Here is a 23,568-nt window from a genome sequence, read left to right on the forward strand (position 1 = left end):
TCCCCCTGGACGTACCCTTGGCGTTCGTGGCCAGTCCCACCTCGCTGCTGAAGCGGCTGCTCGTCGGTCGACCGTTCCGGTCCGACCGGCTCCAGCACACCCTCCTGCCGAAGCGCATCGCGCTGCCCGTCTTCGCCTCCGACGCGCTGTCCAGCGTCGCGTACGCCCCCGACGAGATCCTGTTGACCCTGTCGATCGCCGGGGCCTCGGCGTACGTCTTCTCGCCGTGGATCGCGCTCGCGGTCGTGGTGGTCATGCTGACGGTGGTGGCCAGCTACCGGCAGAACGTGCACGCCTACCCCTCCGGCGGCGGCGACTACGAGGTGGCCACGGTCAACCTCGGACCCAAGTTCGGCATCGGGGTGGCCAGCGCGCTGCTGGTCGACTACGTGCTGACGGTGGCCGTGTCGGTCTCCTCCGGGGTGGCCAACCTCGGCTCGGTGGTGCCGTTCGTGGCCACCCACAAGGTCATGATCGCCGTGATCGCCGTGGTGCTGCTGACCGCCGTCAACCTGCGTGGCCTGCGCGAGTCCGGCACGGCGTTCGCCATCCCCACCTACGGCTTCGTGATCGTGATCGGCGGGATGCTGCTCACCGGTCTCATCCGGGTCTTCGTCCTCGGCCACGAGCTGCGGGCACCCAGCGCCGACCTGGTCATCCAGGCCGAGCACAGCGTGACCGGGTTCGCGCTGGTCTTCCTGCTGCTGCGCACGTTCAGCTCGGGCGCCGCCGCGCTCACCGGCGTCGAGGCGATCTCCAACGGCGTACCGGCGTTCAAGCCGCCCAAGAGCCGCAACGCGGCCACCACCCTGCTGCTGCTCGGCGTGATCGCCGTGAGCATGCTGGTCGGGATCATCTGGCTGGCCCGGTTGACCCACCTGCAGTTCGTCGAGGACCCGGCGGCGCAGATCGTCTCCGGCCCGGCCGGGTACGAGCAGAAGACGGTCACCACCCAGCTCGGCGAGGCGGTCTTCGGCTCCGGGTCGATCCTGCTGTACGTGGTGGCCGGGATCACCGCGCTCATCCTCTTCCTGGCCGCGAACACCGCGTTCAACGGGTTCCCCGTGCTCGGCTCGATCCTCGCCCAGGACCGCTACCTGCCCCGACAGCTGCACACCCGCGGCGACCGGCTGGCCTTCTCCAACGGCATCCTCTTCCTCGCCGCGTTCGCGATCGTGCTGATCGTCGGCTTCCAGGCCGAGGTCACCCGGCTCATCCAGCTCTACATCGTCGGGGTCTTCGTCTCGTTCACCCTCTCCCAGGCCGGCATGATCCGGCACTGGAACCGGCACCTGAAGATCGAGCGGGACCCGGAGGCGCGCCGGCGCATGCACCGGTCCCGGGCCATCAACGCGTTCGGCATGGGGCTGACCGGGACGGTCCTGGTGATCGTGCTGATCACGAAGTTCCTGCTCGGCGCCTGGATCGCCATCGCCGCGATGGCGGTGATCTACCTGCTCATGCTGGCGATCCGCCGGCACTACGACCGGGTCGCGCGGGAACTCGCGCCGCCGGACGAGGGTCGGGCCGTGCTGCCCGCCCGCAACCACGCGATCGTGCTCGTCAGCAAGCTGCACCAGCCGACGCTGCGGGCGATCGCGTACGCGCGGGCGACCCGGCCCGACACCCTCACGGCGGTCACCGTGAACGTCGACGAGAAGGACACCCGGGACCTCCAGGAGGAGTGGGAGCGGCGGGAGCTGCCCGTGCCGCTCACCGTGATCGACTCGCCGTACCGGGAGATCACGCGGCCGATCCTCGACTTCGTGGCCAACACCCGCCGGGAGTCCCCGCGCGACGTGGTCACCGTCTTCATCCCGGAGTACGTGGTCGGCCGCTGGTGGGAGAACCTGTTGCACAACCAGAGCGCGCTGCGGCTCAAGACCCGGCTGCTCTTCGAGCCGGGGGTGATGGTGACGAGCGTGCCGTGGCAGCTCGCCTCGACCGCCAACAAGGACCTGTCCCGGCTGGACGCCACGCTCTCCCGCGGCCCGGCGCGCGGGCCGCGGGTGGCGCCGCGCAGCACCCTGCCGCCGACGGTCCCGCCGGTCGTGTCGGCGCCGCCGGGCGAGTCCGGGCCGGGCGACGGCCGTGGCTGAGCCGGCAGCCACGTCCGGGCTGGCCGAGGCGGAGCGGGTCGAGCTGACCGTGGGCCCGGTGGCCCCCGGCGGGCACTGCGTGGCCCGGGTGGACGGGCAGGTGGTCTTCGTCCGGCACGCCCTGCCCGGTGAGCGGGTCGTGGCCGAGGTGACCGAGGTGCACCGGGGGTTCGTCCGCGCCGACGCCGTGACGGTCATCGAGGCGTCGCCGGACCGGGTCGAACCACCCTGCCCGTACGCCCGGCCGGGCCGCTGCGGCGGATGCGACCTGCAGCACGTGGCGCCGGCGGCGCAGCGGGAGTGGAAGGCCGCCGTGGTGCGCGAGCAGCTGTCGCGGCTGGGCGGCCTCACCGACGCCGAGGTGGACCGGCTCGGCGTCCGCGTCGAGGCGCTGCCCGGCGGGCCGCTGGGCTGGCGCTCGCGCGTCCGGTACGCGGTGGACGCCGCGGACCGCGCCGGCCTGCTGAAGCACCGCTCGCACGAGGTGGTGCCGATCGACCGCTGCCTGATCGCCCACCCGGCGATCCAGCGGCTGCCCGTGCTGCCCGCGAGCGGGGCCCGCTGGCCGGACGCCGAGGCCGTGGAGACGGTGGCCTCGACCGGCGGCGACGTGGCCGTGTCGACGGTGGCCGGCGGTGTGGCCACCACGGTCGAGGGGCCGGCCACGGTCCGCGAGGTGGCCGCTGGCCGGGAGTGGGCCCTGCCCGCGTCCGCCTTCTGGCAGGTGCACCCGGCGGCGGCCGACACGCTGGTCGCCGCGGTGCTGGAGCTGCTGGAGCCCCGCCCGGGGGAGGTGGCGTGGGACCTCTACGGCGGTGCCGGGCTGTTCGCCGCGGCGCTGGCCGGCCGGGTCGGCGACGCCGGGCGGGTCACCCTGGTCGAGGCGGCCGCCCAGGGCGTCGCCGCCGCCCGGGACAACCTGCGTGACCTGCCCCGGGTCGAGGTGGTGGCGGCCCGGGTGGAGACCGCGCTGGCCCGGCGGCGCATCACCGGCCCGGTCGACGTGGTGGTGCTCGACCCGCCGCGTACCGGTGCGGGCGCCCGGGTGGTCCGCGAGCTGGTCGCCGCCGCGTCCCGGGCGGTCGGCTACGTGGCCTGCGACCCGGCCGCCTTCGCCCGGGACGTCCGCACCTTCGCCGGGCTGGGCTGGCGCCTGGCCGCCCTGCGCGGGTTCGACCTGTTCCCGATGACCCAGCACGTCGAACTGGTGGGGCTGCTGCTGCCGCCCGAGCGTTGACCGGGACCCGTTCCCTACCGGATCCGTCAAGAAGGGCCCTTCCGTGAAGATCGTCGGGTTGATGTCGGGGACGTCGTACGACGGGGTGGACGTGGTCGCCGCCGAGTTCACCGTCGAGGGGGACACGCTCTGGCTGCGGCCGCTCGGGCACCGGGGCCTCGACTACGACGAGGAGCTGCGGGAGCGCATCGGCGAGCTGCTGCCACCGGCGGCAACCACGATCGAGGCGGTCTGCCGCCTGGACAACCGGCTCGGCGAGGTCTTCGCCGAGGCGGCGGCGGTCGGGCTGGACCTCGCCGGCGGCGGAGTCGACCTCGTGGTCTCGCCCGGGCAGACGGTCTTCCACTGGGTGCAGGACGGTGTGGCGCGGGGCACCCTCCAGCTCGGCGCGGTGGCCCGGGTCGCCGCGCGGGTCGGCGTACCGGTGCTCAGCGACCTGCGGTCGGCCGACATCGCCGCCGGCGGGCAGGGCGCGCCGCTCGTGCCGGCCTTCGACGCCCTGCTGCTGGCCCCCGACGAGGCCGCGGCGGCCGGGGGCGCGCCGCGGGCCGCGCTGAACCTCGGCGGGATCGCCAACCTCACCGTGGTCGCACCGGGCGCGCCGGTGCTCGGGTACGACGCCGGGCCGGCCAACGCGCTGCTCGACGCCGCGGCCCGCCGCCTCCTCGGGCAGCCCTGCGACCGCGACGGCGCCCGCGCGGCGGCCGGTCGGGTGCACCCGGGGCTGCTCGCGGCGCTGCTCGCCGAGCCGTACTACGCGGCTCCCGCCCCGAAGTCGACCGGCAAGGAGCTGTTCCACGCCGGCTACCTCGACGAACGGCTCGCGGCGCTGGGTGAGCCGGTCGCGGCCGACGACGTGCTGGCCACGCTCACCGAGCTGACCGCCCGGGTGGTGGCCGCCGAGTGCGACCGGCACGGCGTCGTCGAGGTGATCGCCGCCGGCGGCGGGGTGCGCAACCGGACGCTGTGGGAGCGGCTCGCCGCGCTGGGCGCCGGCCGCTGGCGGCTGCGGACCACCGACGAGCTGGGCGTGCCGGCCCAGGCCAGGGAGGCGTACGCCTTCGCCCTGCTGGGCTGGCTGTCCTGGCACGGTCTGCCCGGCGCGATCCCGTCGGTGACCGGGGCGGCCCGGGCGGCCGTCCTCGGCTCCTTCACCCCCTCCGGGCCCGGCCCCCGGGCGACGCCGGTGCCGCCGCCGCGCCGGCTGCGGATCCGCCCCTGAGCAGGCGCTGGGGTCGTCGGGTCGGGCGGGGGGAACGTCGGGCCGGGCTGCGGAGTACCGGATGGCCGATAGACTCTGCGGTCATGAGTGTTGAAGAGGGCACGGCCGACCACGGCCGGCTGCTGGCCACGGTGCGAAGTCCGCAGGACGTCAAGCGGATGTCCACCGAGCAGCTGGGCATCCTCGCCGCCGAGATCCGTGACTTCCTGATCGCGAAGGTGTCCCGCACCGGGGGGCACATCGGGCCCAACCTCGGTGTGGTCGAGCTGACACTCGCCCTGCACCGGGTCTTCGACTCGCCCCGCGACCGGCTCCTGTTCGACACCGGCCACCAGGCGTACGTGCACAAGATCATCACCGGCCGGCAGGCCGGGTTCGACCGGCTGCGCCAGCGTGGTGGTCTCTCCGGCTACCCCAACCAGGCCGAGAGCGAGCACGACCTCATCGAGAACTCGCACGCCTCGACGGCGCTGTCGTACGCCGACGGCCTCGCCAAGGCGTACGCGCTGCGCGGCGAGCACCGCGCCGTGGTCGCCGTCGTCGGTGACGGCGCGCTGACCGGCGGCATGTGCTGGGAGGCGCTGAACAACATCGCGGCCGCCGGCAACCCGCTGGTGATCGTGGTCAACGACAACGGCCGCTCGTACGCGCCGACCATCGGCGGCCTCGCCGACCACCTCTCGTCGCTGCGCCTCAACCCGGGCTACGAGAAGGTGCTCGACACGGTCAAGGAGGCCCTCGGTTCCACCCCGCTCGTCGGCAAGCCGATGTACGAGGTGCTGCACGCGGTCAAGAAGGGCATCAAGGACGCGGTCGCCCCGCAGGCCATGTTCGAGGACCTCGGCATCAAGTACGTGGGTCCGGTCGACGGGCACGACGTGGCCGCCGTCGAGTCGGCGCTGCGCGCGGCGAAGAACTTCGGCGGTCCGGTGATCGTGCACGCCGTCACCCGCAAGGGCTACGGCTACCGCCCCGCCGAGGAGGACGAGGCGGACTGCCTGCACGGCCCCGGCGGCGCGTTCGACGTCGAGACGGGTCAGCTGGTCGCCGCGCCGTCGGTGAAGTGGACCCACGTCTTCGCCGACGAGCTGGTCGCGATCGCCGACGAGCGGCCCGACGTGGTGGGCATCACGGCCGCGATGGCCGAGCCGACCGGCATCGCCACCCTGGCCCGGAAGTACCCGGAGCGGGTGTACGACGTGGGCATCGCCGAGCAGCACGCGGCCACGTCGGCGGCCGGCCTCGCCATGGGCGGCCTGCACCCGGTCGTGGCCGTCTACGCGACGTTCCTCAACCGGGCCTTCGACCAGGTGCTGCTGGACGTGGCGATGCACAGGCTGCCGGTGACCTTCGTGCTGGACCGGGCCGGCGTCACCGGCCCGGACGGGCCGAGCCACTACGGCATCTGGGACATGTCCGTCTTCGGGGTGGTGCCGGGCCTGCGGATCGCCGCACCCCGGGACGCCGCCTCGCTCCGCGAGGAGCTGCGCGAGGCGATCGGCGTCGACGACGGCCCCACCGTGATCCGCTTCCCCACCGGTACGGTGGCCGCCGACCTGCCCGCCGTACGCCGGATCGGGCCGGTCGACGTGCTGGCCGAGTCGACGCGTACCGACGTGCTGCTGGTGGCCGTCGGCGCCTTCGGCCACCTCGGCATGGAGGTCGCCGCCCGGGTCGCCGAGCAGGGCTACGGGGTGACCGTCGTCGACCCGCGCTGGGTCCGGCCGGTCCCCGCGGAGCTGGTCGAGCTGGCCGCCGGGCACCGGCTCGTGGTCACCGTCGAGGACGGTGTGCGGGTCGGGGGCGTCGGTGACGCCCTCGGGCAGGCGATGCGCGACGCCGACGTCCGGGTGCCGCTGCGCGACCTCGGCGTGCCGGCGGACTGGCACCCGCACGGCACCCGCGCGCAGATCCTCGCCGACCTCCGGCTCACCGCGCAGGACGTGGCCCGGGACGTCACCGGCTGGATCTCCGGGCTGGACGGCGTGCCGGTGGACCCGGTGCGGGTCACCGCCGACGACACGGCCGCGCAGAACTGACGCGTACGGCGGCGGGCGGTCCCGGTCGGGGCCGCCCGCCGTCGCGTACGGCAGCGGTCTGACCCGGTCGCGGCGGGTGGGTCGCCCGCGGCCCGGTCTGGTGGCGGCCGCCCGGCGCCGGTCAGCGGCCGCCGACCGACCGGTAGTGCGTCTTCTCCGCGGCGGCCAGGCTGACCGTCAGGCGGCGCTCCGGTTCCAGCAGCACCGCGAGCCCCGGCCGTTGCAGCACGAGGGGGGTGCCCGGCGGCACCGACAGCGAGCTGTCGCGGGCGGGCCGCCAGGTCAGCACGATCAGCGGCTGGTCGGGAACCGGCAGCCGGTACGCCTGGAGCGCGTCCACCCGGTCGGCGGGGGAGACCACCGGGGCGCCGCCGCCGGGCGGCCGGTAGACCACGGCGGTCATCGTGTCGGTGGCGCTCTCCCAGGTGAGCTGCTGAAGGTCGCCGGCCTCGCCCCGACCCAGGGTCAGCTCGCCGAGCGACCGGAGGGTCACCTTCGCCATCGGCCACGACTCCGGGACCGAACCCGGCGCGTCCCGGTCGCCGATCCGCCGGGGCATGCTGCCGAACGGCCCCTCCTCGCCGGCGAGCGCGCACGTGTCCAGGCCGGCCAGCGCGCGCCGGCCGGCGCCGCTCTCGTCGCGGACCAGGGGGTAGCGCGGGTCGGTGACGCCGGTGCCGAGGTCGAGCAGGCGCTCCGCGGCCCGGCCCCCGGGCACCGACTTGGTGGAGCGGAGGGTGGCCGTCACCGGGACGGCCCGGCACTCCGGCACGTCGGCGGGGTCGCTGATGCCGTCGGTGGTCGACAGCGCCCGGCCGTCCGGGCCGAGCAGTCGTTGCACCCGGTTGGACACCAGGTAGCGGCGCCCCGCCGAGGTCCACACGGGCAGCACGTCGGAGTAGACGAGGTAGCCGGGGTCGGTGTACTCGGCGGCGCGCGTGACCGCGTACCGGCCGCCGTCGCCGGTGAGCTGGAGCAGCCAGGAGGCGGCGTGGCCGGGCACGTCGGCGGCCACCAGGGCCAGCGGGGCGCCGTCCACCTCGCCGGCGAAGAGGATGCCTGAGGTGGGCAGGTGCACGCGGTCGTCGGTCGGTGAGCGCCAGTCCCGTACGGCGTCGGTCACGGCCGCCGTGACCGACGCGTCGCCGGCCAGGCCGCCGCGGGGCGGCCAGACGGGGAGCGAACCGTCCAGGCTGTCGTAGCCGACGCGCAGGTCGCCGGGCTGCCGGTCGGCGACCGGACCGCAGGCCGTCGCGGCCAGCAGCACGGCCAGCAGTGCGGTGGTCGTCCTAGCGCTCCGGCGGACTGGAGCCACCTGTACGCCCCCGATCGTCGCGTGCCAGTCGGAAGCGTCATAGTACGAGATGTCCGACGAGTGCGGCCGAGCGCCGCCGGACCGCCGCGCGCGGGACCGGCCCACAAGGGACCGACCGCACGGTTTTCGTGCTTTATCACCTCTCGGGTAGACTCCGCCGACTGTGACGCCTGCCGAGTCCCGCGCCGCATCCGCCCTGGATACCGACGCCGTCGCGGGCGTCCGGACGGAGCCCGTGGTGGACGCCGCGAGCGACGGGGCAGCCACGGTGGTGTCCACCGTGGACCGGCCGCCGGCCGCGTGCGTCGCCGGGTCACCGGCCGGTGCCACCGAGTCCGCGGATCCCCCCGCGACGGTCGTCGACGCCCCCGCCCGGCGATGGCGGTGGACGCGCCGCCGCCTGGACCTCGCGGTGTACGGCCTCTTCCTGCTCGCCGCGCTCTGGGTGACCAGTCGGATCTGGATGGACCCGGCCGGCCGGGTCGCCTCGCTCTACAGCAGCGACCCGGCGCAGGTGCAGTTCTTCCTCGCGCACTCGGTACGCGTGGTGCTGCACGGCGAGTTCCCGTTCTACACCGACCAGTTCAACTACCCCGACGGGGTCAACCTGATGGCCAACACGGCCATCCTGGCCCTCGGCATCCCGATGGTGCCGGTGACCCTGCTCTTCGGACCGGCGGTCTCGTTCGTGCTGCTGGTCACGCTCGGTCTCGCCGGCACCGCCGCGGCCTGGTACCGGATGCTGTCCCGGCACGTGGTCCGCAACCCGCTGGCCGCGGCGGTCGGCGGCTGGTTCTGCGGGTTCTCGCCGGCCATGCTCTCGCACGCCAACTGGCACCCGAACATCATCAGCCAGTACCTGCTGCCGTTCATCGTGTGGCGGGTGCTCGTGCTCACGCGCTCGCGACGCCCCGTCCGCGACGGTGTGCTGCTCGCGCTGCTCGTCACCGTGCAGGCGTTCATCAACGAGGAGATCCTTCTCTTCACGGCGCTGGCCTGCGGGGTGTTCCTGCTCGCCGTGGTCGTGCAGGAGCCGGCCCGCTGGTCGGCGGCGTGGCGGCCGCTGGCCGTCGGGTTGTCGGCGTGCGCGGTGCTGGCCGGTGCGCTGCTCGCGTACCCGCTCTACATCCAGTTCGCCGGCCCGATGGCGTACCACGGGCTCAGCGACGCGGTACGCGACTACGGCAACGACATCGCCGCCTTCTTCGCGCCCGGCTCACCCACCCTCGGCGGGAACGAGCGGGCGAACGCCAACCTCGCCCCGAACTACTCCGAGGAGAACGCGTTCTTCGGGTGGAGCCTGGCGCTGCTCGCCGTCGGCATCGTGCTCTGGCTGCGCCGGGAGGTGCTGGTCCGCGCCCTCGCGGCGACCGGCGTCGTCTTCGCCGTGCTCTCCCTCGGCGAGCGGATCTCCTGGTGGCACCGGGAGGTGGTCACCGGCCCGTGGGAGTGGCTGGTGCGGCTGCCGTTGCTCGACGCGGTGGTGCCGACCCGGTTCGGCCTCATCACCTCGGTCATGATCGGCATCCTGCTGGCGCTGGCCGTCGAGCGGGCCTGGTCGCTGCCGCTGGCCGACCGGCGTACCGTGCGGACGCTCACCGTCGCCGGCCTGGTGCTCGCGCTGCTGCCCATCGCTCCCATGCCGCTGCGGGTGGTGTCCCGCCCGCCGGTGCCGGAGTTCATCACGGCCGACCGGTGGCGGGCGTACGTGGGCCCGGACCAGACGCTCGTGCCGATCCCGGTGCCCAGCATGGGCAACACCAACGGCATGCGCTGGGCGGCCGCCACCAACCTCGACTTCAAGATCCCGGGCGGGTACTTCCTCGCCCCCCGCAACGGCAACACGGGCGACCCGGGCCGCTTCGGCGGGCGCCCCAGCGGCGTGGGCCGGCTGCTGGAGGAGGTGGCCACGACCGGACGTACGCCGGAACTGGACGACCGGCAGCGGCGCCGGTCGCTGGACGAGCTGCGGCGCTGGCGGGCGGCCATCCTCGTGCTGCCGGTCGGTCAGCAGAACGCCGAGCCGCTGCGGCGGACCGTCGAGCAGCTGGTCGGTCCCGGTCGCCGCGAGCTGGACGTGTGGGTCTGGGACGTGCGGGCGCTGACCGGCCGTCCGTCCTGATGGCGACCGGCACCGCCGCGCCCGACCGTCGACACGCTGGCCGAACTGGAGGCTGACCCGCGCGGGTCAGCCGACCAGCGGGCGGACGTCCCAGAGCCAGACGTCGTCCACCCGCTGCGGCGGGCCGAGCAGGCCGGTCATCAGTTCCCGCAGCACCGTCTCGTCCGGGTGGGCGCCGAGCACCACCACGGAGGCCCGCCACCACCGCAGGTCCTCGATCGCCTGCCGGCGGTTCTCGTCGGTGAGCGCCGGCACCGTGCCGGAGTCCATCGTGGAGTAGATGAGGCTGCTGGTGGGGCGGTTGGGAGCGCCGAAGACACCCTCGCCGCGCTCGTTGGGACCGATGAAGTACCCGCCCGGGATCGGGAACTCCTGGCCCGCGAGGACGCTCCACCGCAGCGTCGGCAGGCCGTGCACGTTGCTCGGGATCGGCACGGGCACCAGCGTCCGTCCGGCGGGGACGTACGGGCGCCAGCCGCCCGCCGTGATGAAGTGCGGTGGCGGGTCGACGGGTTGGGCCGGCAGCGGTCGGGGGAACAGCGGCAGCACGGCGAGCGCGATGGCGGCGTACCCCACGGGGCGCCGCCACCGGCGGACGGCGGTCTCCGCGCGGCCGGGTTCGCCGCCGCGCTGGACGGGCACCAGCCCGCCGGCCGGGGAGAGCGCGTCCCAGGCGAGGGCGAGCAGCACGCCCACCGCCGCGGTGACCACGAGGGCGAGCCGGGTCGGCATCATCATCTCGACCAGCGGCAGGTCGTCCGGGATGTAGTGCCAGGGACCGTTCACCGTGGTCTCCTCGCCGTTCAGCCGGATCCGCGGGCCGAGCGCGGCGACGGAGAAGACCACTGTCAGCACCGCGAGGATCCGCGCCACCAGCGACCGCCGGACCAGCAGCACGAGGGCCACCACGGCGACCAGCACCAGCGGCCACCCGAACCAGGTGTTCTGCTCGGTCAGCCCGATGGTCTGCTCGACGGCGGGATCACCGGCCAGCGTGTCGCGGGGGAAGGTCACGAAGGCGGCCAGGTCCTCGCCCCAGTTGTGGAACACCCCGCCCTGCAGGCCACGGTAGGACTGCGGCCCGTTGAACTGGAACCAGATGGGGTACGCCGTGAGCAGCAGCGCCAGCCCGCCGGCCACGCCCAGCCCCGCGGCGAACCGCCCGGCCACCGCCCGCGCCGCGGCCGGCCGCTGCACGGCGTACGCGAGCACGACGACGAGGCAGGCCAGCGCCGTGAGCAGGAGCATCTCCTCGTTGATGAAGATCTGGTACGCGACCAGCAGGCCGAGCACCACCCCGTTGCGCCGCCACCGGCCGGGTTCGCCGAGGCGCAGCACCCGCACCACGATCAGCGGAAGCAGGAAGTTCGAGACGAAGTTGGGCTGGCCGTTGGCGTGGTGCACGACGCCCGGTGCGAAACCCAGGAACGCCCCGCCGACGAAGGCCGCCGCCCGGGAGCGCACCAGGTGCCGGGAGAGCATCCAGTAGCTGGTGGCCGCGGTGGCCGCGAGCGCGCCGCCGAGGTAGAGGGCGTACATCACCTGGGGGCCGAGCAGCATGGTCAGCGGCGCCAGCGGCAGCGTCACCCCGAGCAGCGACGTGTTCGCCATCATGTTCACCCCGAGCGGGGCGTTCTGACGGGTGGTGAACAGCGGGTTCTCCAGGTGGCGCACCGAGTACGCCCCGTGCGTGAACAGCCACTCGAACCAGCTGTGGTCGGTGGGCAGGTGCGAGGACACCCGCCCCTGCACGTCCCCCCAGTAGTGCAGGCAGACGAAAACCCCGAGCACCACATAGGCTCCGAGGGCCAGCACGTCGGCACGGGCCGGTCGGCGCCGGGCCCGTCGCGTCGGACCGACCTCGGTCGGGTCGGTGTCGGCAACGGGACTCAGCGAGGGTTCTACCACCGGCACGGCCACGACGCGCCATCGTACAGGCCGGATGCGGGGCATTTGCCGGGCCGGTGCGGCCACGGCCGGTTTGCCGGACGTGCGTCTCCGTCGCGGCGGGGGTGACGGGAGGAAGGCCATGGTGGTCATCGACCTCGGCGAGGTGCGCGACGGTCCGCTCCCGGACGAACCCCCGCCCCGGTCGCGGACGCGGCCGGCTCGACATCCTCTGTGGACGGCACTGGTCGCGCTGGTCGTGGCGGCGGGGCTCGCCGCCGACGGACCGGCACCCGCCCGCATCGCCTCCGTGCTGCCCGGCTCGCCCACCGGCCAGGTGTTCTTCGCGGACGACCTGATCCTCGTCGTCTCGCCGGTCTCGGGCCCGGGCAGCCCCCGTGAGGTGGTCGCCTACCCGCTCCCCGAGCACCCGACCGGTGCCGCCCAGCGACCCGAGCCCCGCTGGCGGACCCCGCTGCCGATCACCGGCGACCTCTGGCGGGCCCAGACGAGCCACGGGTCGATCCTGTTCACGAGCAGCAGCGACGACCACCCGATCGGCGAGACGACGATGCTGGACGCCCGGACGGGGCGGCTCGGGTGGCAGCTGCCCGGCGCCGGTGAGGTCGACGGCGCCGGGCGGCTGCTGCTCGCGGATTCCCCGTACCTCCCGGACCGCACGGTGCGGGCGGTGGACGTCGTCAGCGGGCGGACGGTCTGGTCGGCGCCCGCACCCGACAAGGGCGTGCTGCACCACCGCCGGCCCGGTGCGGTCGACCAGGTGGTGCTGGCCGGGCCCGACGGTGCCGTCGAGGTGCGCGACGCCGCGACCGGCGAGGTGCGGCACCGGGCCGACCTCGGGCCGCTCGACGTGGACGCTCCGCTCCAGGTGATCGGCGACCTGCTCGTGCACGTCGACAGGCGGGCGGCCACGATGACCGCCCGGGACCTGGACGGGCTGGGACGGCGCTGGTCGGTCCCGCTGCCGTGGGCCGTGTCGTACGTGGACGACTGCGGGGCGCTGGTCTGCGCGGTCCCGGAGTCCGGCGGCGGGCTCCAGGCGTTCGACGCGACGACGGGTGCGCTCCGGTGGACGTCGGCGGAGTCCGAGACGCTGGTCACGCGCTGGTGGGGCGGGCCGCATCGGGCGGACCGCCTGCTCGTCCTCTCCAGACGGGCGGGCCCCACCACGTTCGCGGTGCTGGACGCCGCCACCGGTCGGCAGCTCGCTCAGCTGGACGCCGGCCAGCTGGTGCCGCCGGCCGACCCGGGCGGACCCTTCCTCGGCCTCCGGCGCACCGCCGACGACCGGTTGGTCGTCGTCGAGCTGGACCTCGCCGCCGCGCGTACCCGCACCGTCGACGTGATCCCCGGCGCGGCCGGCGACTGCCTCACGGGGCCGGACCTCACGCTGGTCTGCCGGCGGCCGGACCGCTCGTCGTTCGGCGTGTGGAGGTTGCCGGCATGAGCGAGCGGATGATCGACCTCGGTGAGGTGCGGCACGACCCCGGTGAGCCGGACCCGCTGCCGCGCCCGCCCCGCGCCGTCGGCCGGCCGCTGCGGTGCGCGCTCGTGCTCCTGGCCGCGCTGGTCACCCTGACGGCCGGTGCGCCGGCCGCCCGACGTGAGGTGGTCGTGCTGCCGGCGCCCCTCGGCGCCCAGGCGATGGTCGTCGAGGACCTCTTCCTGGTGATCGACCCCGCCGATCCGCAGGGCCGGCAGGGGCTGCTGCGCGCGTACCGGCTGCCGGGCGGGGAGCGGGAGTGGCAGATGCCGCTGCCGGTGCAGGGCCGGTACTGGGGGATGTCGGCGCACGACGACCTGCTGCTCGTGACCGGCTACCAGGTCTTCGCCGACGAAGGGCCGGGTCCCGTCACCATCGCGCTCGACCGGGCCAGCGGTGCGCGGCGGTGGCAGCAGCAGGGGAGCGCACTCCCGCTCCCCGACGGGTCGCTGCTCCTGGAGACCGGCGACGACGAACGGGGCAGGCTCCTGCGGGTCGTCGACGCCTGCTGCGGCACCGCCCGGTGGCAGCTGGACCTGCCGCCCGGGCAGCTCGACTACCGGCCCGACGAGGCGTCCGGCGCCGACCGGTTCGTCTACAGCAGGCCGGACGGCCGGGTCGAGGTGCGCGACCTCGCCACCGGCGCGGTACGCGCGAGCGCCGACCTGTGGGGGCCGGCCGACGCCGGCCAGATCATCGCGCAGGTCGTCGGCGACCTGGTGCTGACCGTCGACCGCACGACCGCCACGGTCACCGCGTACGACCTGGACGGCTTCGGACGGCGCTGGCAGATTCGGGTCGACGAGCTGCTCTACGTGTCGAACTGCGGCCCGGTCCTCTGCCTGCAGGGCCGCGGGGCCGGGGTCGTGGCCGTGGACCCGGCCTCCGGGCGCCGTCTCTGGGCGGACACCCGGTGGGGCGGCGTCTGGCCGAGCGGCGACCGCCTCGTGGCGAGCGTGGTGGATAGCCACGGCGCCGGCTCCGACACCGAGCAGATCGCGGTGCTCGACCCGAGGACCGGCCGGGTCCTCGGGTGGTGGGGACGCTGGCAGCTGGCGCTGCCCGGCACGCTCGGCGACGGGTTCGTCGGCGTTCGGCCGTATCCGGGAGGCGGGCTTCTCGTCGCCGAACTGCACGACACCGACGGCACCGTCCGCCGGCTGGACGTGCTGCGGGACGCCGCCGGGGAGTGCCAGCTCGGCGGAGCCCTGCTGATCTGCCGGCGCATGGACGGCACCTACGGGCTCTGGCCGCTGCGCCGGTGACCCTCCGGCGGGCCGCCGTACGCCACGGCGTCGGTGTCACCAGTTCGGCTGGCCGGGCGCCGGGGGCAGCGGCACGTCCGGCGGGCGGATGACGTACGCCATCCCGCCGCTGCCGCGCTGCCAGGCGGCCTCGAACCGGTCCCGGGCGACGACGCGGCGCACCGCCTCGTCGTCCGGCGCGTAGGGGTCGTTGAGCACCGGGTCCCCGCCCGCCGTGAAGCCGGCCAGCACGATCAGGTGGCCCCGCGTGTCGTAGTCCAGGCCGGGCACGTCGCCGACCCGGAAGGCCGCCGAGACCACCAGGGGGATCCCCGCGGCGATGAACGCCTCCGCCTCGGTCAGCGAGCGCAGCCGGGTGACGAACGCGTCCATCCCGTGCAGGCCGGCGTACGCGGTGTTGAACGGCCAGTTGCCGGTGCCGTCGTAGGCGTGGTCGTAGCAGTGCCGGGCGGCGTGCACCACCACCGGGCGCGGTCCGGGCGGGTCCACCCACGCGTACCGCTCGGGCGGTGGCGCGGCGTCCCAGAAGGCGAGCACCATCGACGTGCAGGTCGGGCTGCACCAGGCGTCGCCGCCACCGCCCCAGCGGGGTTGGGGGCCGTGCCGCCGCTGCGAGTAGCGGGGGACGTCCAGCACGACGCCCCGCGCGCCGCGGCCGTCCGCCGCGTCGGCCGCGTCAGGGCCGTCCGGCGTGGCGGGCGCGTCCGGTGGGCCGTCGGCGGGGGATCCGCTGGCGACGGCGCCGACCGTACGCAGCGCCGGGCCGAGGTCGCTGCCCGCCGGCCGGAGCAGGGTCACCCGGACCTGCCAGCCCGTGACGGTGGCCTCGCCGACCACGAGCGTGTCGGCGTCCACCCGGGCCGCCGGGTCGCGCTGCCCGGGCACCGAGGCGCGGCGTACGGTCCGGTCGTCGGCGGCCCAGCGGCCCAGCGTGTACCAGCCGGTGGCCGGGGCGTCCCCGTGCCAGCCGCGCAGCTCCACCTCGATCCAGCAGCCGTCCGGCGTGCGTGCCGTCCAGGAGGGGACCACCTCCGCGACGGGGAAGCCGGCCGGCACCGGAGGGGACGTCCAGCGTCCCCACTCGTACCGGTTGTCGTCGCCGTCCGGACCGGGCCGGACGCCGGCCGGCTCGGTGAGCACCAGCCCGGTCGCGCCGGCGCGCAGCCCCACGGCGGCTCCCCGTCCCTCGTCCCCGGGGAAGCGGAACCCGCGGTAGGCGATGTCCCGTGTCCGGGGCGGGGCTGCTGTGGTCATGGCACGTCCGTCCGTCGCTGTAGCCGAATGCCGGAAGCATCGCGTACGGCGAAGGTTTCCGGCAACGGCGGGGCGGCGAGGGATGCTGGTTTGGCGGCCGCCACTAGGTTGTCGGGTGGTCAGCAGCGAGGAGGCCGGCATGCGGGTACTGGTGGTGGAGGACGAGCGCAACCTCGCCGACGCGATCGCGCGCGGCCTGCGCAAGCGGGGCATGGCGGTCGACGTCGCCTACGACGGTGACGCCGGTCACGAGATGGCCTTCGTCACCCGCTACGACGTCGTGGTGCTGGACCGCGACCTGCCCGGCGTGCACGGTGACCAGATCTGCGCCGAGCTGGCCGCCTCCGACACGCTGACCCGCGTGCTGATGCTCACCGCGAGCGGCACGGTGGCCGACCGGGTGGAGGGGTTGCAGCTCGGCGCCGACGACTACCTGCCGAAGCCGTTCGCCTTCGACGAGCTGGTCGCCCGGGTGCAGGCGCTGGGGCGGCGGGCCACGCCGGCCACCCCGCCGGTGCTCTCCCTGGCCGACCTGGTGCTGGACCCGGCCCGGCGGGTGGCGACCCGTGGCGGGGTGCCGGTCGACCTCACCAACAAGGAGTTCGGCGTGCTCTGCGAGCTGCTCAAGGCGCGCGGCGCGGTGGTGTCCAGCGAGGAGCTGCTGGAGCGGGTCTGGGACGCCAACACCGACCCGTTCACCACGATCGTGCGGGTCACCGTCATGACCCTGCGCAAGAAGCTCGGCGACCCGCCCCTCATCGAGACGGTGGTCGGGGCCGGCTACCGCACCGCCGAGGTGGCGGCGTGACCCCCGCCGGCGTCGCCGCGGCCCGGCTCGCGAGGACGGGCCGTCGGCCACGGCTGCGCCCCACCCTGCGCCTGCGGCTCACCCTGCTCAACGGCGTCCTGCTGGTCGGTGCGGGCGCCGTCCTGGTCCTGCTCGCCTGGTTGCTCGTCCGCGACGCGCTGCGCCCCAGCGACGAGCTGCTGCCCGGCACCACCGTGGTGCTGGCCGACGGCCGGTCGCTCGACGCCGCCCAGTGGCAGCGGCAACTGGTCGACTCGGCCTCCGGCGAGCTGCTGGCCAAGGGTCTGGTGGCGCTGCTGGCGATCGGGATCGTCGGGGTGGCCGGCGCGTACGCGGTGGCCGGCCGCGCGTTGCGCCCGCTGCACCAGGTCACCGCCACCGCCCAGCGGCTCGGCGAGGCCACCCTCGACCAGCGCATCGGCTACTCGGGCGCGGACGACGAGGTGGCCGAGCTGGCGAAGACGTTCGACGCGATGCTGGACCGGATCGCCGCCGCGTTCGAGACGCAGAAGCGCTTCGTGGCCAACGCGTCCCACGAGCTGCGCACCCCGCTCGCCGTGATGCGTACCGAGATCGACGTGACGCTCAGCGACGACGAGGCAGACATCGCCGAGTACCGGCGGATGGCCACGGTCGTACGGGACGCCTCGGAGCGCGCGAACGGTCTCGTCGACGCGCTGCTGGTGCTCGCCCGCAGCGAGGCGCAGGCCGGCCGCCAGCTCGGCCGGCGTACCGAGTGCGACCTCGCCACCGGCACCGCGAACGCGCTGTCGGCGGTACGCCGGGAGGTCGAGCGGATCGGCCTGCAGGTGCAGACGTCGCTGGAGTCGGCACCGGTCGTCGGCGACCCGGGGCTGCTGGACCGGCTGGCCGGGAACCTCGTCGAGAACGCCGTCCGCTACAACCACCTGCACGGTCGGCTCTGGGTGCGTACGGGCACCGACGGGCGGCACTCCTGGCTGGTGGTGGGGAACACCGGCTTCGAGGTGGACCCGGCCGACGTGCCCGGGCTGTTCGAGCCGTTCCGGCGCGGCGGGCGGGAGCGTACCGGCGCTCGCGGCTCCGGGCTGGGACTCTCCATCGTGCGGGCCGTCTGCGACGCGCACGGCGGCACCGTGCACGCGGTCGCCCAACCGGGCGGCGGCCTGGAGGTGACCGTCCGGCTCCCCTCGGCCGACGTCGCGCCGGCGACGCCCGGCGAGGGGCGATCCGGCGCGGCCGGGTAGGCGCTCGGCCACGGCGAGCCGGCGGCACGGCGGTAGCGGTGACGCCGTTGGGCCCGCGCCGGGCTTGCGGCGCGGGGCTTGCGGCGCCCGGCTTGCGGCGCGGGGCTTGTGTGGCGACGCCGTAGGTGTGAGGATCATGCCGTCAGCCCGACGGACGGAAGGGGGTGTGGTCGATGTCCACCATGACCAGTCCCGCGCCCCGCCCCGGTCTCCGCTGACATCGCCGACAGGCGGGCGCGCCGACCGCTCGAAGGAGCGACCGTGAGCGCACGCATCCACAACATCGCCGTCGACTGCCACGACACGTACGCCCTGGCCGGCTTCTGGGCCGAGGTGTTCGAGTGCCCCCGCCAGCCGGAGGACCTTCCCGGCGACCCGGAGGCCAGCCTGCTGCCGCCCGGCGGCCCGATGGTGCTCTTCCTCGCCGTGCCCGAGGGAAAGACCGTCAAGAACCGGCTGCACCTCGACCTGTCGCCGACCGACCGGACCCGCGACGAGGAGGTCGCGCGGCTGCTCGGCATCGGGGCGACGCACGTCGCCGACCACCGCCGGCCCGACGGGTCCGGCTGGGTGGTGCTGGCCGACCCGGAGGGCAACGAGTTCTGCGTCGTCCGCAGTGAGGCCGAACGGGCCGCGTCAGCGGCACCGGCCGGCGCCGCGCCGAGCGCCTGAGACGGCGGGGCCCCGGCCACCACGTCCGTGGTGACCGGGGCCCTCCCCGTCGCTCAGCGCTTCTCGATCTCGCCGCGCATCGTGACGAACTCGCTCGCGACCTCGTCGGCGGACTTGAAGAAGACCACGATGGCGCCGACGCTGCCCTTGTCGGCCCAGACGCACACCCCGACGGGAGTGGCGCCGGCCTTCCCGTCGCCGCAGCGGGCGTCGCCACCGAGCGGCCCGGGCGACACCGTGTCCATCTTCGTGACACCGAGCTCGGACGAGAACCCGGCGATCGCGTCGTCCAGCTCCTTCTTCGGGTCGGCCATGATCCCGGAGGCGGCGACGACCATCACCAGGTCCTGCTTGGCCGGATCCCCGTAGAAGGCGCCCACGGTGCTGGTCTCGCCCGTCGCGGTGCTCTTCACGTCGTTGACCATCTCGTCGGCGAGGGCCTGCAGCTCCGAGTCGGTGATCTTGGGGCGGCCGGCGAGCGTCTCCGGGGCGACGACCCGGGTGCGGGCGGCGTTGACCCCCTCGCTCACGTCGTCCTTGACGGCGAACCACGTGGCCAGGCCGCCACCGAGGCAGAGCACCAGCACCACGACGGCCACGATGCCGATGATCTTGCCGGCGCTCGACTTCTTCTTCGGCGGAACGGGGTTCAGCTCACCGAAGGACTGCCCGCCCTGGGCCGGTGGGAAGCCGCCCGGCTGCTGGGGCGGGTAGCCCTCGCTCTGGGGCGCCGGCGGCTGCGACGGGTAGCCCGACCCGCCCGGCTGCTGCGGAGCCGGGTAGCCGCCCGACTGGCCCGGGTACCCGCCGCCCTGCTGCGGGGCCGGGTAGCCACCCTGCTGACCGGGGTAGGCACCGCCCTGCTGGCCCGGGTGGCCGCCGCCCTGCTGGGGGTAGCCGCCCTGCTGCGGGTAGCCCCCGCCCTGCTGGCCGGGGTACGCGCCGCCCTGCTGGGGCGGGTATCCGCCGGGCTGCCCCTGCTGCTGGTGACCGCCCTGCTGGGGCGGCGGGTAGTTCCCCGGCTGCCGGGGCCCGGGGTGGCCGCCCGGGGGCGGGGGATAGGAACCGTGCCCCGAGGGCGGGGGGTAGGAATCGGCCGGCGGATACGACATGGGTCAGCTCCAGGTGAGTAAAGCGGAACACGCGATCTTATCCAGCTCGACCTGGGCTTCGCTGCCCCCGAACGGTCGGCGGTACTGCGCGTAACGGTAGCGGTGCGGCGCACCGGAGCCGGCGCGCCCCACAGAGACGATCGCGGTGACCGGCCGCGTCCGGTGTGGACGCCGCCGGCCACCGCGACGCGGGGGAGCGGGGGTGTGGTCAGGCGGGGAGGCTGGCGACCCCGCGGGGCAGGAACCGGCGGCCGGTGACCCGCTCGGAGGTGCCGGTCCGGTCCAGGTACGGCGTGACGCCACCCAGGTGGAACGGCCAGCCGGCGCCGAGGATCATGCACAGGTCGATGTCCTGCGCCTCGGCGACGACGCCCTCGTCCAGCATCAGCCGGACCTCCTCCGCGAGCGCGTCCAGCGCGTTCTGGCGTACCTGCTCGGCGGTCAGCGGGGAGTCGCCGACCACCAGCAGCTTCGCCACCTCCGGGTTCACCTCGTCGTCCACCACGATGGGCTGGCCGCTCTCGGCGATCCGCTTGAGGTTCTCGCTGACGCCGAACCGGTCCGGGAACGCGGCGTGCAGGGTGCCGCCCACGTGGTACGCCACGGCCGGGCCCACGAGCTGGAGCAGGGCGAGCGGGCGCATCGGCAGGCCCAGCGGGTCGAGCGCGCTGTTCGCCACGTCCAGCGGCGTGCCGGCGTCCACGGCCGCGAAGACGGTGCCGAGGAACCGGGTGAGCAGCCGGTTGACCACGAACGCGGGCGCGTCCTTGACGAGGACCGAGGACTTCTTCAGCTGCTTGCCGACCGCGAACGCGGTGGCCAGCGTGGCGTCGTCGGTCCGCTCGCCGCGGACGATCTCCAGCAGCGGCAGCACGGCGACGGGGTTGAAGAAGTGGAAGCCGACCACCCGCTCCGGGTGCTCCAGGTCCTCGGCCATGGCGGTCACCGACAGGCTGGACGTGTTGGTGGCGAGCACCGCCTCCGGCTTGACGATCTTCTCCAGCTCGGCCCAGACCTGCTTCTTCACCGCCAGGTCCTCGAAGACCGCCTCGATGACGAAGTCGGCGTCGGCGAACGCGCCCTTGTCGACCGAGCCGCTGACCAGGCCGTACAGCTTGGCCGCGGTGCCCTTGTCCATCCGGCCCTTGCTGACCTGCTTCTCGATCTGGGTGTGGACGTAGCCGACGCCCTTGTCCACCCGGGCCTGGTCCAGGTCCGTCATGACGACCGGCACCTGCAGCCGGCGCGCGAAGAGCAGCGCGAGCTGGCTGGCCATCAGGCCGGCGCCGACGATGCCCACCTTGGTGACCGGGCGGGCCAGCCCCTTGTCCGGCGCGCCCGCCGGCCGCTTGGCCCGTCGCTGCACCAGGTCGAACGCGTACAGGCCGCTGCGCAGCTCCTCGGAGAAGACGAGGTCGGCCAGGGCCTCGTCCTCGGCGGCCGTGCCGGCGGCGAAGTCCGCGTCCTTCGCGGTGTCCAGCAGGTCCAGCGCCCGGTACGCGGCCGGGACCGCGCCGTGCAGCCGCTGGTCGAGGGTCTGCCGGGCGAAGTAGAGCACGCCGGCCCACATGTCCCGGTCGACCTCGGGCCGGGTGACGGTGACCTGTCCGCGTACGACGCCGGCCGCCCACTCCAGCGAGCGCTCCAGGAAGTCGGCCGGCTCCAGCAGGACGTCGGCGATGCCCATCTCGGCCGCCTGCTTCGGCTTGAGCATCCGGTTCTGCATGAGCGGGTTCTGGATGATGACCTGGGTGGCGGCCGGGATGCCGATAAGGTTCGGCAGCAGCTGCGTGCCGCCCCAACCGGGCACGAGGCCGAGCGAGACCTCGGGCAGCGCGAGTGCCGCGGCCCCGCCGGAGAGCGTCCGGTAGTGGCAGTGCAGCGCCAGTTCCAGGCCGCCGCCCATCGCCGCGCCGTTGATGAACGCGAACGTGGGCACGGCGCTGTCCTTGAGCCGGGCGAAGACCCGGTGGCCGAGCCGCCCGATCTCCAGGGCCTGCTCCCGGTCGGCCAGCAGCGGCAGGCCGGTGATGTCCGCGCCCACGCAGAAGACGTACGGCTTGCCGGTGACCGCGACGAACGCCGGGTCGGCGGCGAGGGCGGCGGTGATGGCCTCGTCGAGGCTGGTCAGGCCGCCCGGGCCGAAGGTGTTCGGCTTCGTGTGGTCGAAGCCGTTGTCCAGGGTGATCAGTGCGGCGGGCCGGTCCAGCCCCGGTACGTTCACCTGCCGCAGCAGCGCCTTGGTGACGACCTCGTTCGGTGCCGCGAGCGCGCTCACTTGTTGCCCTCCCAGTGGGGGTTCTCCCAGATCACGGTGCCGCCCATGCCGATGCCGATGCACATGGCGGTGAGCCCGTAGCGGACCTCGGGGTGCTCGGCGAACTGCCGGGCGAGCTGCGTCATGAGCCGTACGCCCGAGGAGGCGAGCGGGTGGCCGATGGCGATCGCCCCACCCCAGGGGTTCACCCGCGGGTCGTCGTCGGCGATGCCGAAGTGGTCGAGGAACGCGAGCACCTGCACGGCGAACGCCTCGTTCAGCTCGAACAGGCCGATGTCGTCGATGGTGAGGCCGGCGATGCGCAGCGCCTTCTCGGTCGACGGGACCGGGCCGTACCCCATCACCTCGGGCTCGACGCCGACGAAGCCGTACGACACGAGCCGCATGGCGACCGGCAGGCCCAGCTCACGGGCGGTCTCCTCGGCGGCGATGAGGCTCGCCGTGGCGCCGTCGTTCAGGCCGGCCGCGTTGCCCGCGGTGACCTTGCCGTGCGGGCGGAACGGGGTCTTGAGCGTCGCGAGCTTCTCCATCGAGGTGTCCCGCGGCGCCTCGTCCACCGTGGCCAGACCCCAGCCGCCGTCCTCGTCGCGGATCGCGACCGGCACCAGGTCGGCCTGGAGCTTGCCGTTGGCGTACGCCTTCGCGGTCTTCTGCTGCGAGGCGAGCGCGAACGCGTCGGTGCGCTCCTTGGTGATGTGCGGCAACCGGTCGTGCAGGTTCTCCGCGGTGGCGCCCATGACCAGGGCGGACGGGTCGACGAGCTTCTCCGCGATGATGCGCGGGTTCGGGTCGACGCCCTCACCCATCGGGTGGCGGCCCATGTGCTCGACGCCGCCGGCGATCGCGACGTCGTACGCGCCCATGGCGATGCCACCGGCCACGCTGGTCACCGCGGTCATCGCCCCGGCGCACATCCGGTCGATGGCGAAGCCGGGAACCGTCTTGGGCAGACCGGCCAGCAGGGCGGCGGTCCGGCCGATGGTGAGGCCCTGGTCGCCGATCTGGGTGGTGGCGGCGATGGCGACCTCCTCCACCCGCTCCGGCGGCAGCTGCGGGTTGCGGCGCAGCAGCTCGCGGATGCAGCGGATCACCAGGTCGTCGGCGCGGGTGTTGGCGTACATGCCACCCGCCTTGCCGAACGGGGTGCGGACGCCGTCGACGAAGACGACATCCCGAACTTCACGGGGCACTTGAGAGCCTCCTTTTCGACCACGCTCCGGCCCCGCGCCGACGGGCGGCACTCCGGGCCGGACGACGGTCGCCGGCACTGGCGTTTCCCTCGGATGCTACTCGCCAGTAACCGGGCGGGGCACCGCGCCCCGTGTGGCCCACCCCACACCCGGGCTCCTCCCCCGGGGCGGGGGACTCCCGTTGATCATGAAGTTATCGCGCCGACACGCCGGGCGGCGTCAAGTGGTGAGTGCAATTGTTAGGGCGTGATGAGTTCGGCTAGTCGCTGGGCTGGGGTGGCCCAGCCCAGTGTCTGGCGGGGTCGGGTGTTCAGTTCGTGGGCGATCTCGTCCAGGCC

The 23,568-nt window shown here is 74.4% G+C and carries 16 protein-coding genes; 10 read left to right on the top strand and 6 right to left on the bottom strand.

The genetic code is table 11. The features are described 5' to 3' along the window. The first annotated feature begins 26 nt into the window (after positions 1–26). From D7I43_RS29600 to dxs, 4 genes are all read left to right on the top strand, one after another. On the top strand, positions 27–2,099 hold the full coding sequence (locus D7I43_RS29600; RefSeq protein WP_120331891.1) for an APC family permease: 2,073 nt from the start codon (positions 27–29) through the stop codon (positions 2,097–2,099). Continuing rightward, positions 2,092–3,336 (top strand): class I SAM-dependent RNA methyltransferase, encoded by a 1,245-nt coding sequence (locus D7I43_RS29605; RefSeq protein WP_120331878.1) that lies wholly within the window; start codon positions 2,092–2,094, stop codon positions 3,334–3,336. The genes D7I43_RS29600 and D7I43_RS29605 overlap by 8 nt, the downstream gene beginning before the upstream one ends. 43 nt (positions 3,337–3,379) lie before the next feature. Then, on the top strand, positions 3,380–4,558 hold the full coding sequence (locus D7I43_RS29610; RefSeq protein ID WP_120331879.1) for an anhydro-N-acetylmuramic acid kinase: 1,179 nt from the start codon (positions 3,380–3,382) through the stop codon (positions 4,556–4,558). An 83-nt stretch (positions 4,559–4,641) separates the two neighbouring features. Continuing rightward, entirely contained in the window at positions 4,642–6,597 is a 1,956-nt protein-coding gene (gene dxs / locus D7I43_RS29615) for a 1-deoxy-D-xylulose-5-phosphate synthase (protein ID WP_120331880.1), read from the top strand. Between the two features lie 121 nt (positions 6,598–6,718). On the opposite strand, the gene D7I43_RS29620 is transcribed toward dxs, so the two are convergent. Continuing rightward, the gene (locus tag D7I43_RS29620; RefSeq protein WP_120331892.1) at positions 6,719–7,912 is read right to left on the bottom strand and encodes a hypothetical protein; all 1,194 of its coding nucleotides are present in this window, start codon (positions 7,910–7,912) and stop codon (positions 6,719–6,721) included. Positions 7,913–8,075: 163 nt separating this feature from the next. Here D7I43_RS29620 and D7I43_RS29625 point away from each other — a divergent pair, with 163 nt between their 5' ends. Next, positions 8,076–10,034 carry a DUF6311 domain-containing protein gene (locus tag D7I43_RS29625; RefSeq protein WP_420870257.1) on the top strand — a complete coding sequence of 653 codons (1,959 nt, stop codon included), beginning with the start codon at positions 8,076–8,078 and terminating at the stop codon, positions 10,032–10,034. Positions 10,035–10,100: 66 nt separating this feature from the next. On the opposite strand, the gene D7I43_RS29630 is transcribed toward D7I43_RS29625, so the two are convergent. Then, the gene (locus tag D7I43_RS29630) at positions 10,101–11,987 is read right to left on the bottom strand and encodes a DUF6311 domain-containing protein (protein WP_120331881.1); all 1,887 of its coding nucleotides are present in this window, start codon (positions 11,985–11,987) and stop codon (positions 10,101–10,103) included. A 76-nt stretch (positions 11,988–12,063) separates the two neighbouring features. Between D7I43_RS29630 and D7I43_RS32570 the strand changes: the two genes are divergently transcribed. Both D7I43_RS32570 and D7I43_RS29640 read left to right on the top strand, forming a co-directional pair. Beyond that, positions 12,064–13,389 (top strand): outer membrane protein assembly factor BamB family protein, encoded by a 1,326-nt coding sequence (locus D7I43_RS32570; RefSeq protein WP_158610181.1) that lies wholly within the window; start codon positions 12,064–12,066, stop codon positions 13,387–13,389. Beyond that, positions 13,386–14,690, top strand: coding sequence for an outer membrane protein assembly factor BamB family protein (locus D7I43_RS29640; RefSeq protein WP_120331882.1), 1,305 nt, complete (start codon positions 13,386–13,388; stop codon positions 14,688–14,690). Before D7I43_RS32570 ends, D7I43_RS29640 begins: the two co-directional genes overlap by 4 nt. A 36-nt stretch (positions 14,691–14,726) precedes the next feature. Here D7I43_RS29640 and D7I43_RS29645 read toward each other — a convergent pair whose 3' ends face one another. Further along, entirely contained in the window at positions 14,727–15,944 is a 1,218-nt protein-coding gene (locus D7I43_RS29645) for a peptidase C39 family protein (RefSeq protein ID WP_120331883.1), read from the bottom strand. A 139-nt stretch (positions 15,945–16,083) separates the two neighbouring features. Between D7I43_RS29645 and D7I43_RS29650 the strand changes: the two genes are divergently transcribed. The 3 genes from D7I43_RS29650 to D7I43_RS29660 all read left to right on the top strand — a co-directional run bounded on the left by D7I43_RS29650 (position 16,084) and on the right by D7I43_RS29660 (position 18,650). Continuing rightward, positions 16,084–16,752 (top strand): response regulator transcription factor, encoded by a 669-nt coding sequence (locus D7I43_RS29650; protein ID WP_120331893.1) that lies wholly within the window; start codon positions 16,084–16,086, stop codon positions 16,750–16,752. After that, positions 16,749–17,978 carry a sensor histidine kinase gene (locus D7I43_RS29655; protein WP_240033244.1) on the top strand — a complete coding sequence of 410 codons (1,230 nt, stop codon included), beginning with the start codon at positions 16,749–16,751 and terminating at the stop codon, positions 17,976–17,978. Before D7I43_RS29650 ends, D7I43_RS29655 begins: the two co-directional genes overlap by 4 nt. A gap of 261 nt (positions 17,979–18,239) precedes the next feature. After that, positions 18,240–18,650 (top strand): VOC family protein, encoded by a 411-nt coding sequence (locus tag D7I43_RS29660; protein ID WP_120331884.1) that lies wholly within the window; start codon positions 18,240–18,242, stop codon positions 18,648–18,650. Between the two features lie 53 nt (positions 18,651–18,703). Here D7I43_RS29660 and D7I43_RS29665 read toward each other — a convergent pair whose 3' ends face one another. From D7I43_RS29665 to D7I43_RS29675, 3 genes are all read right to left on the bottom strand, one after another. After that, a complete protein-coding gene (locus D7I43_RS29665) occupies positions 18,704–19,762 on the bottom strand; it encodes a hypothetical protein (RefSeq protein WP_192902302.1) in 1,059 nt (352 codons plus the stop codon). Positions 19,763–19,970: 208 nt separating this feature from the next. After that, positions 19,971–22,040 carry a 3-hydroxyacyl-CoA dehydrogenase NAD-binding domain-containing protein gene (locus tag D7I43_RS29670; RefSeq protein ID WP_120331885.1) on the bottom strand — a complete coding sequence of 690 codons (2,070 nt, stop codon included), beginning with the start codon at positions 22,038–22,040 and terminating at the stop codon, positions 19,971–19,973. Next, positions 22,037–23,230: a thiolase family protein gene (locus tag D7I43_RS29675; RefSeq protein ID WP_120331886.1), complete on the bottom strand. Its 1,194-nt coding sequence runs from the start codon at positions 23,228–23,230 to the stop codon at positions 22,037–22,039. Before D7I43_RS29675 ends, D7I43_RS29670 begins: the two co-directional genes overlap by 4 nt. Positions 23,231–23,568 lie beyond the last annotated feature (338 nt).

This window comes from Micromonospora globbae (assembly GCF_003610785.1).
GTDB lineage: Bacteria > Actinomycetota > Actinomycetes > Mycobacteriales > Micromonosporaceae > Micromonospora > Micromonospora globbae.

Bases quoted from the DNA above. Each gene is read 5' to 3' on its own strand.
- dxs (WP_120331880.1), top strand. From the start codon at position 4,642: ATGAGTGTTGAAGAGGGCACGGCCGACCACGGCCGGCTGCTGGCCACG.
- D7I43_RS29630 (WP_120331881.1), bottom strand. From the start codon at position 11,987: ATGCCCCGCATCCGGCCTGTACGATGGCGCGTCGTGGCCGTGCCGGTG.
- D7I43_RS32570 (WP_158610181.1), top strand. From the start codon at position 12,064: ATGGTGGTCATCGACCTCGGCGAGGTGCGCGACGGTCCGCTCCCGGAC.
- D7I43_RS29640 (WP_120331882.1), top strand. From the start codon at position 13,386: ATGAGCGAGCGGATGATCGACCTCGGTGAGGTGCGGCACGACCCCGGT.
- D7I43_RS29645 (WP_120331883.1), bottom strand. From the start codon at position 15,944: ATGACCACAGCAGCCCCGCCCCGGACACGGGACATCGCCTACCGCGGG.
- D7I43_RS29650 (WP_120331893.1), top strand. From the start codon at position 16,084: ATGCGGGTACTGGTGGTGGAGGACGAGCGCAACCTCGCCGACGCGATC.
- D7I43_RS29665 (WP_192902302.1), bottom strand. From the start codon at position 19,762: ATGTCGTATCCGCCGGCCGATTCCTACCCCCCGCCCTCGGGGCACGGT.